Genomic DNA, 13,614 nt, shown 5'->3' with positions numbered 1-13,614 from the left:
CGCGACAGGCCTCTCCGCCGGACGCCAGGCGCCCGGCGGAGAGGCTGGTGTCAGCGCTCGCTCCACGGCTCCAGCGGAACCGACTTGATGCTTTCGAGCGCGATGGCTTCAGGCCAGACCACCTCGAGCTTGCCGTCCTGCCACTGCATGACGGACAGCTGAGCGCGGCTGTTCTGGCCCTGGTTCGGCTCGCCGAGCGGCTCGAGCTTTACACCGGCGCCGGTCAGCAGCGAACCCATCGGCAGGTCGATCTCGTAGGCGGCCTTCCTCAGGCTTTCGATCGACGTGTCCGGCGCCTTGGCGAGAACCTCGTTGAACAGCGTCCAGAACCCGCCGAACGAAATCAGAGCCAGCGGGCCGGGATCGCGGCTGGTCGCGGCGCGGAAGCGCTCCAGGAATTCGGTGTAAACCGCCTGGGTCTCCTGCGGGAGGTTGGAGACATTGGCCGATGCCGGGCCGTCGACGTCGAAGATGCCTTCCGCGTTCTCGCCCGTGGCTTCGAGGAAGTCCGGAAGCGCGTAGCCGGTGCCTATCCCGACCAGGGCGCCGATGTTGAAGTCGAGCTCGCGCGCCTGGCGCACGAACAGCACCCCGTCATTCAGGTAGGACGTGGCGATGACGACGTCCGGCGCCGCCGCCTTGAGCGACAGGATGAGCGAGGACAGGTCGGTCACGGTCTTGCTGTAGCGCTCGTCGGCGACAAGCTGCATGCCGTTAGCCTCGACGCGCCTGGCTGCGGCCTCGCCGACCGATTGGCCGAATTCCGAATCCTCGGAGATGACGGCCACCTTCATCTCTTCCGGCGTCTTGCCGAACTTGGCCGCCAGTTCCTTGGTGAAATCGGCCGCCGTCTCGCCCATCATCGAGGCATTGAAGGTCAGGCGCACGACATTCTGGTAATTGCGGCTGGTGAACTTGTCGGCGACGGCGATGGTCTCCCAGTACAGCACCCCTTCACGCTCGGTCACCTCGCTTGCGGCCAGCGCAATCGAAGACGCGTAGGTTCCGGCGATCAGCGGCACGTTCTCCCGCACCACCAGCCGGGTCGCCTCGGCATTGCCCTGGGTCGGCCCGGGCGCGTCGGCGACCGCGAAGGTGACATTCTTGCCATTGGCGCCGCCGCGCTCGTTGAACATGTCGCGCGCCACTTCCGCGGCCTGGTACGCCTCGTTGCCGATCAGCGCCATCGGACCCGACAGCGGGAACATGACGCCGATCTTGATGTCCTCCTCCGCGCGCGCGGCGCCGTTGAGCAGCAGACCTGCCGCAAGGGCAAAGCCCGTCAAGAATTTCATACCCATTTCTCTTCCTCCTTGTTGAATGCTGTGCTTCCGCGGCGTCCGGCCTACCCCCCGAGATACGCCACCTTGAGCTGCGGATCGTGGATCAGTTCGGCCGCGTCGCCGCCCAGCACGACCCTGCCGTTCTCGATCACATAGGCTCGGTCCGAGACCGCGAGCGCATGCTTGACGTTCTGCTCGACGAGCAGGATCGTCAGGCCGCTGGCCTTGATGTCGTTGAGAAGCTTGAACACCATGTCGACCATGATCGGCGCCAGGCCGAGGGTCGGCTCGTCGAACATGATCATCTTCGGCATCGCCATCATCGCCCGTCCGATGGCGCACATCTGCTGCTCGCCCCCGCTCAACGAGCCCGCCATCTGGCCGGACCGTTCCGCCAGGCGCGGCATCAGCGAGAACACCTTGTCGATGTTGTCCGCCACGTGGGCCCGGGCATGCGGCGAATAGGCGCCGAGCTCGAGGTTCTCGCGAACCGACATGAAGTTGAACAGCCGCCGTCCCTCGGGCACCTGGACAAGCCCTCTCGCCGCGATCACATGCGGCGGAAGACGGTCGACCCGCTGACCGTCAAAGGAGACCGTGCCGACCCGGTCGATGGTGCCGGAGAGGGCATTGATAAGCGTTGTCTTGCCGGCGCCGTTGGCGCCCAGCACGGACACGACTTCACCCTCATCGATGTGAAGCGAGGCGGCGTACAGCGCCTGGGCTTCGCCGTAATAGGCGTCGAGAGCCTCAATCTTGAGCAACGAATCCCTCCCCGAGATATGCTTCAACGACCTTCGGATCGTTCATGACAGCGGATGGAGCGCCCTCGGCCAGCTTCTCGCCGTGATGCATGACGACGATGCGATCGCTGACGCTGGTGATGACGCGCATCAGGTGCTCGATGATGAGGATGGCGATCCCCCTCGATCGCAGCGTCTTGATCAGGTCGATCGCGAGCTCCACTTCCGACGGATTGAGACCCGCCATGACTTCATCGAGAAGCAGGATCTTGGGCCCCGTCGCCAGCGCCCGGGCGATCTCGAGGCGTTTGCGTCGCGGCAGCGGCATGCTGGCCGCAAGGACGTTGCGCTGGTCGGCCAGGCCCGTGAGTTCGAGCGCTTCATCGGCGATGCGCCGTGCGTCGGCAACATTCCGGGTCTGGTTGAGCGCGCCGACCAGGACATTGTCGCGCACCGACAGTTTGCCGAACGGCTTGACGATCTGATAGGTCCGGCCGATGCCGGCGCGGCAGACATCATGCGCCTTCTTGCCGGTCAGCTCGCGGCCCTCGAGGAGGACCTGCCCTTCGCTCGGCTGCATCGCCCCGGCCACGCAGTTGAAGAACGTCGTCTTGCCGGCGCCGTTGGGACCGATCAGGCCGAGAATCTCGCCCTTGTTCAGCGTCAGGCTGACATCGTTGACCGCGGCGAGGCCGCCGAACCGTTTGGTGAGGTGCCTGACTTCAAGCATCGGCTTTCTCCTCGGGGCGTGAGGATGCACTCTTGCGGCGCCGCACGCGGCGCAAGACACTGCGGGGATCGCGGATGGCGCTGATCAGGCCGTTGGGCAGGAACACCACCATGACGATGAGAATCGTGCCGTAGATCAGCAGATAGAGGCCCTGCAGGCTGGCCGCGAATTCGGCGCGCAGATATTCGCTGAGCGGGACGATCAGGATGGCGCCGAGAAGTGGACCGAGAACCGTTCCCATGCCGCCGATGATCGCTATCAGCGCTATCTCCACGGAAAAGCCGATGCCGAGGACCGTCGTCGGCTCGATCAGCAGGATGTAGAAGGCATAGAGCGTGCCGGTGACGGCGCTGAGAAAGGCGGAGATGGCGATCGCGATCAGCTTGACGCGGATCGTGTCGATTCCCAGCGCTTCGGCCGCATCCTCGTCTTCGCGCAGGGCCGCCAGCGAGTAGCCAAGCGCCGAACGCTCAATCAGCAGAGTTGTCGCGCCGATCACGAACAGGACAGCCGCCATCAGCACCACATAGGATGCCCGGTCCTGAAAGATCATGTTGACCAATCCGGGCGCGAAGGAAACCGATAGGCCTTCCGAGCCGCCGGTCACATCGCGGCCGTTGACGACGGCAATGCGCAGGACTTCCGCGAATGCGATGGTCGCGAGCGCAAAGAACGATCCGCGAAGGCGCAGCGTCAGCAACCCGATCGCCAGCGAAAAGCAGAGAGCGACCAGGCTGCCGACAATCATTCCGATCCAGGGCGAGACGCCGGCCTGCATGTAGAGCAGGATCGAGGTATAGGCGCCGAGCCCGAAGAAGGCGGCGTGGCCGAGCGAGAACAGGCCGGCATAGCCTCCGGCAATGTTCCAGGCCGCGGCAATCGCCGCCCAGAACAGCACCTTCCAGATGAAATGGAGCGAATAGGTGTCGGTGACGACCAGCGGCAGGGCCATCAGCGAGGCCAGCAGCAACAGGGTGAGCACGGGCGCGAGACGCCGGGCGATACTTTCTTTGGGTGAAGGCGTGGACATCGTGCTCATCGTCAAGACCCCAGGGTTTCCGAGCCGCGCTGACCGAACAGACCGGCCGGGCGGAACAAAAGGACCGCGATGAAGACCAGGAAATAGGCCATCTGGCGCATTTCCGATCCGATGAAGAAGCCGCTCAGGGTCTCGATCAGGCCGATGGCGAGGCCGCCGATGAGCGCCCCCTCGATGCTGCCGAGGCCGCCCAGGATCACCACCACGAACGAGATCAGCACCAGGTTGGCGCCGATGGTCGGGTAGACCGGGTAAAGCGGCACAAGCAGCGCCCCCGCCAGTCCGGCGCAGGCCGTGCCCAGGCCGAAGGTCAACATGTCGATGAACTTGACATCGATGCTCATGAGGGACGCGGCGCGGCGGTCCTGCGCGATGGCGCGCATCGCCTTGCCGACCATGCTGGTTCGCAGGAACACCGTCAGGCAGGCGATCACCGCCATCGAGACGACGAAGGCGATGAACAGCGACAGCGGCAGGGAGATGCCCCAGAACCGCAGCACATTGCCGGCGATCTCGGAATTGGTGGTGCGGAAATCGGCGCCGAAGATCATCAGCGCGGCATTCTGCAGCACCAGTCCCAGGCCCACCGTGGCAAAGATCTGGGCCACCTGCGGCGCCCCCTGAATGCGGCGGATGAGCGCAAAGGACAGAAGCAGCCCGAACCCGAACAGCGCCACCGTGACCACGGGCACCAGCAGATAGGGATCGAGCTGCGTCCAGGTCGTCAGCGCATAGGTGAGATACATGCCGACCATGACGAGATCGCCATGGGCGAAATTCTTGATGCGCGACACGCCGAAGATCATGGTGAGACCGACCGAGACGAGCGCGTAGATGCCGCCGAGCAGCAGGCCGGACACCACCAGCTGGATGTAGATAGCTGTCACGGGATCATGCTCCCCTGTTTCCGGCTTGGGTCGTCATCGACAGAACCGTCAGATCCGCCGTCACCTTGCCGTCCTGGTTGCGGCACTGGACCATGGCGATCGAGCCGTCCGGCCGCCTGCGCACCCACAGCGACGCGTAATCGTCCCAGAACACCGGGCGCAGATAGCGGATATCGACGTTGAAACGGACCGGGTCGACCCCGAGGCCGTAGATCGCCGACAGAAGCCAGACCGCAGACATTATGCCCTGCGCGATCGGCGCGCGGAAACCGTGCTGGCGGGCAAATTCCACGTCGAAATGGACCTCGTTGCCCACGTCCTGCGAAAACAGCCGCACGTCGTCCGGCGTCACGCGCTTTTCCTGGACCATCTCCCAGCCGTCCGCCGGCTGCGCATCGCGGCGCGGCAACGCCGGTGCGCCTTCGGCGACAACGCCGTGCGGCAAGGCTAGGAGCCCAGTGAGCTCGCTTTCGAGACAGACGCGCCCCTGGGAATCGGAAAACCTGTAGATCTCGCTGGCCACCGGGCCGCGCGACGTTTCGGCGAGATCGCGGACATAGCCGTCGATCTCGAGCTTCTCGTCCAGCGCAGGGGCGCGAATGAGCCTGTAAGTCTGGGACAGGAACACGTAGCCGTCGATATTGCAGCCGGCGTCGACCATCGAATCGAAGCAATCAAGGCCGAACAGCCCGGTCTCGGCGGCATCGCCATAGAGCGACGGATCGACGCCGGCAGCCTTCAGCCGCACCGCCTGATAGGTCTCATCATGGCGGACGCTCCGCCTGCGATACCCGCCGCCGGGCGCGATCCACCGCGCATCCTGATCCTGGACCACTGTACTCGAACGCATGCCCACATGCTCCTCCCCATATGTCAGGCCCGGACACTCGGGAGGCGGAAATCCGTTGTCAACTCTCAGGTCAATTATTTGACTTTTGAGTCAAGTCGCCGTGAAAATCATGGCTTGCGCTCTCCCGCCGCCGACGGAAGGGCCACCAAGCTGTTGATTGAAAGAAATTATTTGATCATAAGCGGACAAAAGCATGGGGCCGCCGCGGATGACATTCACGATGAAGGGGCAAGCACAAGACCCCGATAGAGCGTGCTATTTTCCCGCCGACTTGCTGGTTGCGGAGGCCTCGCCGGCGCCGGCGAGGCCTCCGCAGACGAGCTCCGCCACCGTCTGAGCGATCTCCTCGACGGACCATGCCCCGGTCGGCCGGTACCACTTGGTGACCCAGTTGGCGGCGCCGAGCGCGGTGAAGACCGCCATCTTCGGATTGCAGGCGACAATCGAGCCGTCCTGGTGACCCGCCTCGACGATCGCCCTCAAACGCCGGTCGAACTGGTCGCGCTGCGTGATCACGTTTTCAAGCTGTGCGGGGCTCAGCGATTTTTCCTCAAGGATGACGACGCTCGCGCTCTCGTCGCCGATGATCGCCTCGATGTAATTGGCGATCGACCGCTTGAACCGCTCGAATCCGCTCAGCGCCGGATCCTCGCACAGGGCGGCGAGCGCCTGATCGGCAGCGACGAGGTGGCACTGGTAGAGAAGGTCCTGCTTGTTCTTGACATAGTAGTAGAGGCTGGGCTTGGAGACGCCGAGTTCGGCCGCGATGTCGACCAGCGACGTGCCGTGATACCCGTTCTGGCGAAAGGCCGCCGATGCCACACGGTACAGCGCGTCCAGCCGCAATTCGCGCTGGGCCGACTGATCGGGAACCGCCTTTTTCCAGCGGGCTTGTTTCTTCGCGGTCACGTCTGTCATCCCGTTTCTATACGACAGAGGTTTTTCATTTGTCACCTCGAAGCTGCCCGCGGTCCAAAATTTCCGCTGTGTACCATCGAAGAAATGCAAGCCTTGGCCTGCAAAATCGTCCGGGAATTAAGATTGGGATTCGGCATGACCTGCCACAAAGCCAGCCGAGTACCTTTTGCAAAGTTCGTCATAACAATTCGTGCAAGCTCGACAATGTCCACTCTAGACAGAGATCTAAAGCTGTAGGCGCTCCCGGGATCGCCGACGCTACCATGTCAGGCTTGGCGCCACATGGATGGCCTTGTCAGCGCTGGACCGGCAAAAAACCTGCTTTTCTGAAGAACAATCGCCCAAAGCGTTTTGGGTCCTGTGACCCTGAGGTGACCCTATTTGCAGGGTCACTGTCTGTTTTCAAACGGGGGAACCAAAATGCCCCTGTTTTCATTGGGAAATTTTGGTGGGCGCGCACGGGCTCGAACCGTGGACCCGCTGATTAAGAGTCAGCTGCTCTACCAACTGAGCTACGCGCCCCACCTGTTCCCGAGGGAACGAGGGGGCGTATAGACCGGATGGCGGGGCTTGTCCACACTGTTTTTCATCACGCACAAACAGCCGGCCCCCATCGGCCGGGATCGCGCCTAAACCAGCAATGTGCCGGTGGCGATCCTGACCGCCTCGCCGCCGATGCGGACATGGGAGATCTCCTGCGCGGTGCAGTCGATGTGCAGGTGGATGAGCGACGGCCGGCCCATTTCCACGCCCTGTTCGATCACCAGCGGATGGTTGCCCTCGAGCAGCCCGTCGAAATGGTGGATGGCGCCCGAGAGCGCCGCGGCGGCCGAGCCGGTGGCGGGATCCTCGATGACGCCCTCGCCCGGCGCGAACATGCGGGCATGGAAGGAGGCCGCGTGGTTGACGCCGCCGCGGCAATAGACATAGGCGTAGGCAAGCTGGCCGTCGCCCATCGGCGCGATGCGCTCCCATTCGGCCGCGATGCATTCGGCCCTGGCGGCGGCGGCCATGTCGTGCACCGGCACCAGCACGAAGGGCACGCCGGCGCTCCACAGCGAGACCCGGTGATTCTCGAAGCCGATGTCCTGCGGGTCGAGCCCTAGCGCCGCGCCGATGTCGGCCGGCTCGATCTCCGCCTCGAGCTCGCGCGACAGCCTGGGCAGGTCGAACTCGGCGAAGCCCGCCGCACCCGGCCTGATTCGCACGGCGCAGCGCACCGGCCCGATCGGCTCCTCGAGCATCTTGACCATGTCGATGCCGTTGGCGGGGACCGAACCCGCCAGCCTGCGGTCGGCGAGCGCGACGGCGGCGCCCACCGTCGGGTGGCCGGCGAAGGGAAGCTCCCTGACTGTGGTGAAGATCCTCAGCCGCGCCGTGTGGCCCGGGCTTTCGGGCCTAAGCGCAAACACCGTCTCCGACAGGTTGAATTCGCGGGCGATCGCCTGCATCCGCGCGCCGTCGAGGTGATCGGCGTCGAACACCACGGCCAGCGGATTGCCCTCCAGCGCGGTGCCGGTGAAGACGTCGTAGATGGCATAGTCGGTCATGCGCAGTGCGATCCCCAATTTCTTCGGGGCGGTCCGCCCCGTGGTGAGGCGCATCCTATCCATTTCCCCGGGCCTGCCAACCGCTATCGGAAATCCGGGGCGGCGAAATGGAACTCGACCATAGCCTGCATGTGCGGCGGCATGGAAGGCCCGGCGTCGGAAGAGCCGCGCACCACCACCACATCCTCGATTTCCGAGCCGGGGTCGCGGGCGGCATGGTCCGCGATGCGCGCGGCCAGCAGCGCCGCCGGCTGGTCGAGCCGGAACCGGCGGAACAGCGCCACCCGGCGGCCGTACCGCCAGCAGAACAGGCGGCTGTCGCCGACCGCCCCGGCGAGGTCGATCCCGGTCTCCTCCATCACCTCGCGCCGCATGCTGCCCTCGATATCGATGGCGCCGTCCCTGATGTCGCTTTCGTCGAGCGTTCCGGCCGGCGCATAGACCTTGCCGGCATTGGCGGTGTGGGCCGCCATGCGGATCAGCATCATGGCGCCATCCGACGACAGCATCACCGCCGAGGCGAACAGGTGCCAGACATCGGCGTCGGGCTGGGTGCGGATCCAGTGCAGAAGCGCCGCATAGGGCGCGCGGTGGCTGACCCCGGCGATGCCGCCCGCCTCCATCCGCAATCCGCGGTGCATCAGGATGGTGCCGTTGAACAGGAACGGCCGCTCCACCTGCTCGCGCGCCCAATGCGCCTCGATCGCCGCCTGCTCGGCGAACCGCCAGGGATGCTCCGCCGCATCGACCGCAAGCCGCACGCCGTCGAGGCTCAGCATGCGCTTTTCCGGAATGTTCGAGCCCGGCATGGCTCAGACCAGGTCGAAGGTCATCGCCACCGGGCAATGATCCGACGCCTTGGGCCGGTCCCAGCCGGTGCGCGGGTAACGCTCGACCTCCTGGCCTGCGGGGAACAGCGTGCGCCAGGGCTGGCCCGCGCGGACGATGTCGGGCAGCCGGTCGCGGCCGGTGCGCGTGAGCGCCGGCGAGGCGAGCAGGTAATCGAGCTGGCACAGGTGCCGCTCCTGCGGCCCGCGAGTGTGGTAGAGTGTCCAGCGGTCCATCTGCGGCCTGCGCATCACCACGTTCTCCGCAAACCCGTTCGCCGTCAGCATCCCCACCGCGCTGCCGTCCTCGTTCAGATGGGTGAAGTCGTAGCCGTTGCGCCGGTCGCCGGTGATCACCAGCTTCTCGGCATAATCGTTGCAGTCGCCGGCGATCACATAGCGCTTGCCGCCGCCGTCGGGGCCGAAGCGGCGGGCGATGATGGCGCGCACGGCGCGCGCTTCGGCCACCCGCACCGCCATCGAGGCGGCTCGCCCATCGAGCCCGTCGCGGGGCGAGCCCATCGACTTGAAATGCACCACATAGACCGTGAGCCGACTGGCGCCGACCTTGAGGTCGACCTCGAGACAGTCGCGCTTGAACAGCTTGTCGCCCGGCTTCTGCAGCCCGGCGAGGTCGGGCGTGTAGAGGCCCATGCTTTCATAGGTCTCGTGGGCGTGGCTGGTAACGCCCAGGATCTCGATCGGCGCGCCGTCGAGCGTTTCCTCGCGCGCCATCAGCGCCAGGTTGATGCCGCGGTTGTCATTGCCCTCGATGAGCACCTTGTGGCGGTAGCCGTCACCGATCATCTTGAACAGATAGCCATATTCGAACCGGTGCAGCGTATCGAGGTTTTCCACCTCCTGCAGGCACAGGATGTCGGCGTCGGCCTCGGCGATGGCGAGTGCGGTCAACTGCCGCGTGTCGTCGGTCAGCGACAGGGCGCGGGCGATCTCGGCGTGGCGGTACTCGGTCTCAGAGGCGAAATCATAGAGCTGCGCCGCCCGGTCCTGCCTCAGCTCGTTGCGGAAGCCGGAGAAATCGAACCGGCTCAGCAGGTTCTCGGCATTGAAGGTGGCGATGCGGACGGTCATGCGGGGTCCCGGTGTAACCATGAAGGGGCGTCATGCTTAAGCCAGGCGGGCCCGCCGGGGCAAGGCCCGAGGCGCCGGCCGCGGAGGCGCGGCGGTCACGAGCCTGGTCGCGCGTCCCTGTCACGGCCCGTTGACGAGCCCCAGCACCAGGCTCTCGACCGCGCCGCCAGTGCCCATCTCCACCCGGTCGAACTCGCGGCCGCGGGCGCGCTGCTCGTCCGACAGACGCTTGAGATGGGTCTGCAATTGGGCACGGGTCTTGTGGCAGCCCGGATCGTCGGGCGCGCTCAGCCCGACGCTCACGTCCTGGATCGCCTGCACCATCTCGATGATGTGGCTGCCATGCACCCGCTCATGGGCGGCGAGGCCCTCATAAAACCGCTTCCAGCTCGCAGCCAGGGCGGCGGGCAGTTCGCCGCGCGGCTTGGGCAGCGTGTAGGTGATGATCAGCTTGGGCACGTTGGAGGCGATCACGCAGCCGCCGTCCTTCTCCTGGTAGTCGCGCCGCCAGGTGAGCTTGAAGGTGGTGTGGGCGATGGTGCGGCGGTCGCCGGAAATCACCGGGCCGTTTTCGCCCACCGACCGGTAGAGCTGAAAGCCGGTCGTGCCGGACACCGGATAGGTCTCGACCTGCTCCACCGGCTCCCAGGCGGAGGCCGGCTGCGCGAACGCGCTCAGGGCCAGAAGCAGGGCCAAGGGCACGGCGGGCACCATCGAGAGTCGGGAAAGGCGCATGATTTCAGTCTCCATCAGTCCGGGCCGGCGCGGGGTGCGCGCGGGTCAACAGCCGACCCCTAGCCGGGAATCGCGGGGATTTCACGGCGCAGATCCGGCTCGTCATGGACGAAGGTGACCGACAGCGCGCCCGCCACTTCGGCCTCGCCCGCCTCGTTTTCCTCGCCGCCAGCGGGCGACCGCGCGGCAAGCGCGGCAAGACCGGCCTGGTCGATATGGACGCCGAGCGCATCGACCCGCCCGGCGAAGGAAGCGAGCGCCGATGCCGGCAGCACGAAGCGGAAGGTGGCGGCGATGTTGGAAAACAGCGTGTGCCCCTCGATCCAGCCGCCGAGCGAGACGACGATGTCATCGATCCCGCGCATGGCCGCGTGACGGTTGGTGCGGGTGACGGCGGACAGCATCAACAGGTGTTTCATCGAGGCGGGATCTCCCATCTCCGGGCAGGCGCGCAAGCCTTGCGGCCGGTCTATTTGATCACGGTGAGATAGACCCACCAGGCGGCGAAAGCCAGCGCGAAACCGGCGAGCCCCCACAGGGCCGCGCCGCGGAGCCTGTGGCCGGGACTGGCCCAGGCGCCGAGCGCCGCGCCCAGTACGAAGCCCGGCGCACAGCCGATCAGCGCCATCAGGATCAGGTCGCCGGTGGAGAAGATGGAGCCGATATCGGACATGGGACGCCTTCCGCTGGGCACCCATGGTGACACGGAACGCGGGCCCGCGCCAAGGGGCCGTCGCGGGCCGCCGCCGGCGCGCTTCGTCCGGGCGTTTCGACCGTTCCGGCGCCGGCGCGCAATTCCGCGGGCCCGCGAAAATTGGCCGCGCATCGCGGGAGCGATCCGTGTACTGATCAGGTGCGCCTGGGGCCTGAGGCAGGCCCGGCGCATCGCCGCAACCCTCTGGAGCACGACATGACACGCGCATTGATGATCGCCGCCGCCGGCCTCGTTTCCGGCCTGACCGCCTTTGCCCCCGCCGCCTTTGCCGAGAGCTGTTATGACCTGTGGTACCAGCGCAATGCGGTCTATGACGACAACGGATTCTGCTTCTCGAGCGAACTCGGCAAACAGACCTTCGACAATTCCGATTGCTGGACCAAGGATCCGAACCTGATGCCGTCCGAAATCGAGTATGTGGCCCAGATCAAGGCCGAGGAAAGGCGCCGCGGCTGCAAGGTCAACAACTGATCCCGAGCTTCCTGCGGCAAGGCGTGAACGACACGAGCCATGCCTAGGCCGATGAACCAAGGGCGCCGCGTCTCCGCTGCGAGGCGCGGCGCCCGGGCCTGGCCGGACGGAGCGCAAGGCCCCGGCCGAAGCCCTGAAACGGGGACGGTTTGGGTCTGCTGGCGCCAGGGCCGGTGCGGGGACGGACTTTTCGGACCAGGAAAAGAGTGCGTCCCGCAGGCCTCAGCGCCAGCAACCCAAGCCGTCCGCGCCCCGTGCCCCGGTCCGGACGCGTCCGGCCGGGCGCCGTCGCCTCACAGCTTGAGGCCGGCGGGCACGCCGTCGCCGCGATCGCGCAGTTCGCGCAGGTAAGGCCGCCAGCCGGCGTAGCCGTCGTCCTCGCAATAGGGCACCTCGGACCGGGCGGCGACCTTCTTCCTGGACGGCGCCTTGGCCTTCTTGCCGGAAGGAAGCGCCACGGTCTTCTCGCGCGTGTCGCCGCCGCCCAGCATCGGCAGGTCTCCGCGCGGCTCCCAGAAGCACAGGTCGCCGATCATCGTGCTCATGCCCGGCTTCATGTAGGCGCCGCAGACCTTCTTCCAGCTCGCGGTCATCCGGCAGCCCTTTTCCTGGTGGTAGTTGAGCTTGCAGGCGGTCCAGTAGTCGCGCTTGCGGTAGCAGCTCGACAGCTTCGAGGCGATCTGCTGCGGGCTGGCGCTGTGGATGGCGAAGCCGGTCTCGAGATCGAAGAACCAGGAGGCGCTGGCGGCGTCGCCGTCCTTGACCTCTTTCGCGCTGGTTCCATAGAGCCGCGCCAGTTCCTCGGCATAGCGGTCGCCGAGGCCGCGCGCGCCGAGTGCGATATGGGCGGTGTCGCCCAGGATGTTGTAGACCAGCGCCGCCGGAAAGCCGCGCTTCCTGAAGATGGCGAAGGCCTCCAGCCAGTCGGGGTCGAGCTCGTAGCCGGTGAGCGGCTTGCCCTTGCGCGGAGCCCGGGTCGGATTGCGCAGCGCCGCCAGGATCGGCGGCGAGATCTCCTCGAACGTGTCGTCGAGCCCGTCGGGATAGGCGAAATGGATTGCGGCGAAGCACTGGCACATGTCGAGCCAGATATAATGCGACTTGATGGTGATCCGCGTCGGGCCGTAGATCTGGGTCGAGCACTCCCGCGCCGAGACCTTGCGGTTGCCCGGCAGCGACGAGTAGTTGCGCTCCCAGCCGGCGCTTTCGCGCTCGGCGACGAGCTTGCCGCAATTGGGGTAGGTGTCCTGGATCAGCCGCAGATTGATGTCGACCCCGCGGATGCTGGCCTTGCGGTCGACGCCGGCCTTCTTGAAACTCGCGCCGTTGGGCAGCGGGACATCGATCTCGTAGCGCGTCTGGTTGCGCCAGATCTCGAGCGCGGCGGTATCGACCGCGGCCATGCTCCACAGGACGAGCGTGACGAGGAAGACGAACAGGGCGCGCGACATTCTCCGCATGACGTGACCTTCGGAACCTTGGGCTTGAGTACCCGCCCAGGCTAGCAAGGCAGCGCCCGCGGAGAATTCCCCGTTTGGGGAATGGGCGGCGATCGGGATCGGGAAGGTCGGGGACAGGCGACTTTCGGGCGGTCTGGAGGGCAGTCCGGATCGGGATTGCCCGGCGCGAAAGCAAACCCTCCCCAGCCTCGCAGCCCCCCGCCGGCGCCCAGCCGTCCGCATTGCCGCGCGGCACGGGCCGCCGGGGTGTGAGGATCAAGTCCGGAGGGCCGCGCGGGGCAGTGCCTTCGGGTAGGTAGGGTCTGCGCATGCCG

15 protein-coding genes and 1 tRNA gene are annotated in these 13,614 nt (G+C 65.9%); 1 reads left to right on the top strand and 15 read right to left on the bottom strand.

What is annotated here, in order from left to right:
- Positions 1–50: 50 nt before the first annotated feature.
- From LL06_RS15115 to LL06_RS15050, 14 genes are all read right to left on the bottom strand, one after another.
- Entirely contained in the window at positions 51–1,301 is a 1,251-nt protein-coding gene (locus tag LL06_RS15115; RefSeq protein WP_081963998.1) for an ABC transporter substrate-binding protein, read from the bottom strand.
- Between the two features lie 44 nt (positions 1,302–1,345).
- A complete protein-coding gene (locus LL06_RS15110; RefSeq protein WP_052161604.1) occupies positions 1,346–2,047 on the bottom strand; it encodes an ABC transporter ATP-binding protein in 702 nt (233 codons plus the stop codon).
- Complete coding sequence (locus LL06_RS15105) at positions 2,034–2,756, bottom strand: ABC transporter ATP-binding protein (RefSeq protein ID WP_035528523.1); 723 nt, start codon at positions 2,754–2,756, stop codon at positions 2,034–2,036. The genes LL06_RS15110 and LL06_RS15105 overlap by 14 nt, the downstream gene beginning before the upstream one ends.
- Positions 2,749–3,795, bottom strand: coding sequence for a branched-chain amino acid ABC transporter permease (locus tag LL06_RS15100; protein WP_081963997.1), 1,047 nt, complete (start codon positions 3,793–3,795; stop codon positions 2,749–2,751). Before LL06_RS15100 ends, LL06_RS15105 begins: the two co-directional genes overlap by 8 nt.
- 2 nt (positions 3,796–3,797) lie before the next feature.
- Positions 3,798–4,682, bottom strand: a complete 885-nt coding sequence (locus tag LL06_RS15095; RefSeq protein ID WP_052161603.1) for a branched-chain amino acid ABC transporter permease — start codon at positions 4,680–4,682, stop codon at positions 3,798–3,800.
- 4 nt (positions 4,683–4,686) lie between these two features.
- The gene (locus tag LL06_RS15090; RefSeq protein WP_081963996.1) at positions 4,687–5,532 is read right to left on the bottom strand and encodes a MaoC/PaaZ C-terminal domain-containing protein; all 846 of its coding nucleotides are present in this window, start codon (positions 5,530–5,532) and stop codon (positions 4,687–4,689) included.
- Between the two features lie 255 nt (positions 5,533–5,787).
- Complete coding sequence (locus LL06_RS15085; RefSeq protein ID WP_161784982.1) at positions 5,788–6,441, bottom strand: TetR/AcrR family transcriptional regulator; 654 nt, start codon at positions 6,439–6,441, stop codon at positions 5,788–5,790.
- A gap of 455 nt (positions 6,442–6,896) precedes the next feature.
- Positions 6,897–6,972 (bottom strand) — tRNA-Lys (locus tag LL06_RS15080).
- Positions 6,973–7,079: 107 nt separating this feature from the next.
- On the bottom strand, positions 7,080–8,000 hold the full coding sequence (locus LL06_RS15075) for a PhzF family phenazine biosynthesis protein (protein WP_035528618.1): 921 nt from the start codon (positions 7,998–8,000) through the stop codon (positions 7,080–7,082).
- Between the two features lie 83 nt (positions 8,001–8,083).
- Positions 8,084–8,779: an NUDIX domain-containing protein gene (locus tag LL06_RS26430; RefSeq protein ID WP_161784981.1), complete on the bottom strand. Its 696-nt coding sequence runs from the start codon at positions 8,777–8,779 to the stop codon at positions 8,084–8,086.
- A gap of 33 nt (positions 8,780–8,812) precedes the next feature.
- Positions 8,813–9,919 (bottom strand): endonuclease/exonuclease/phosphatase family protein, encoded by a 1,107-nt coding sequence (locus LL06_RS15065; protein ID WP_035528516.1) that lies wholly within the window; start codon positions 9,917–9,919, stop codon positions 8,813–8,815.
- A gap of 120 nt (positions 9,920–10,039) precedes the next feature.
- Positions 10,040–10,654, bottom strand: a complete 615-nt coding sequence (locus LL06_RS15060; protein ID WP_035528514.1) for a DUF922 domain-containing protein — start codon at positions 10,652–10,654, stop codon at positions 10,040–10,042.
- Between the two features lie 59 nt (positions 10,655–10,713).
- Complete coding sequence (locus LL06_RS15055) at positions 10,714–11,073, bottom strand: hypothetical protein (protein ID WP_152599630.1); 360 nt, start codon at positions 11,071–11,073, stop codon at positions 10,714–10,716.
- A gap of 50 nt (positions 11,074–11,123) precedes the next feature.
- Positions 11,124–11,327, bottom strand: coding sequence for a hypothetical protein (locus LL06_RS15050; RefSeq protein ID WP_035528508.1), 204 nt, complete (start codon positions 11,325–11,327; stop codon positions 11,124–11,126).
- A gap of 237 nt (positions 11,328–11,564) precedes the next feature.
- Between LL06_RS15050 and LL06_RS15045 the strand changes: the two genes are divergently transcribed.
- Positions 11,565–11,840 carry a YARHG domain-containing protein gene (locus LL06_RS15045; protein ID WP_081963995.1) on the top strand — a complete coding sequence of 92 codons (276 nt, stop codon included), beginning with the start codon at positions 11,565–11,567 and terminating at the stop codon, positions 11,838–11,840.
- Between the two features lie 293 nt (positions 11,841–12,133).
- On the opposite strand, the gene LL06_RS15040 is transcribed toward LL06_RS15045, so the two are convergent.
- Entirely contained in the window at positions 12,134–13,300 is a 1,167-nt protein-coding gene (locus tag LL06_RS15040) for a hypothetical protein (RefSeq protein ID WP_152599629.1), read from the bottom strand.
- Positions 13,301–13,614 lie beyond the last annotated feature (314 nt).

This window comes from Hoeflea sp. BAL378, from assembly GCF_000759435.1.
Classification (GTDB): domain Bacteria; phylum Pseudomonadota; class Alphaproteobacteria; order Rhizobiales; family Rhizobiaceae; genus Hoeflea.
The sequence above is the reverse complement of the archived record's forward strand: the minus strand, read 5'-3'. Positions and strand labels throughout refer to the sequence as shown.

Excerpts from the sequence above, each read along its gene's own strand:
- LL06_RS15090 (WP_081963996.1), bottom strand. The coding sequence starts at position 5,532 with ATGCGTTCGAGTACAGTGGTCCAGGATCAGGATGCGCGGTGGATCGCG.
- LL06_RS15040 (WP_152599629.1), bottom strand. The coding sequence starts at position 13,300 with ATGCGGAGAATGTCGCGCGCCCTGTTCGTCTTCCTCGTCACGCTCGTC.
- LL06_RS15115 (WP_081963998.1), bottom strand. The coding sequence starts at position 1,301 with ATGGGTATGAAATTCTTGACGGGCTTTGCCCTTGCGGCAGGTCTGCTG.
- LL06_RS15060 (WP_035528514.1), bottom strand. The coding sequence starts at position 10,654 with ATGCGCCTTTCCCGACTCTCGATGGTGCCCGCCGTGCCCTTGGCCCTG.
- LL06_RS15105 (WP_035528523.1), bottom strand. The coding sequence starts at position 2,756 with ATGCTTGAAGTCAGGCACCTCACCAAACGGTTCGGCGGCCTCGCCGCG.
- LL06_RS15100 (WP_081963997.1), bottom strand. The coding sequence starts at position 3,795 with ATGAGCACGATGTCCACGCCTTCACCCAAAGAAAGTATCGCCCGGCGT.
- LL06_RS15075 (WP_035528618.1), bottom strand. The coding sequence starts at position 8,000 with ATGACCGACTATGCCATCTACGACGTCTTCACCGGCACCGCGCTGGAG.
- LL06_RS15055 (WP_152599630.1), bottom strand. The coding sequence starts at position 11,073 with ATGAAACACCTGTTGATGCTGTCCGCCGTCACCCGCACCAACCGTCAC.
- LL06_RS26430 (WP_161784981.1), bottom strand. The coding sequence starts at position 8,779 with ATGCTGAGCCTCGACGGCGTGCGGCTTGCGGTCGATGCGGCGGAGCAT.
- LL06_RS15045 (WP_081963995.1), top strand. The coding sequence starts at position 11,565 with ATGACACGCGCATTGATGATCGCCGCCGCCGGCCTCGTTTCCGGCCTG.
- LL06_RS15050 (WP_035528508.1), bottom strand. The coding sequence starts at position 11,327 with ATGTCCGATATCGGCTCCATCTTCTCCACCGGCGACCTGATCCTGATG.
- LL06_RS15065 (WP_035528516.1), bottom strand. The coding sequence starts at position 9,919 with ATGACCGTCCGCATCGCCACCTTCAATGCCGAGAACCTGCTGAGCCGG.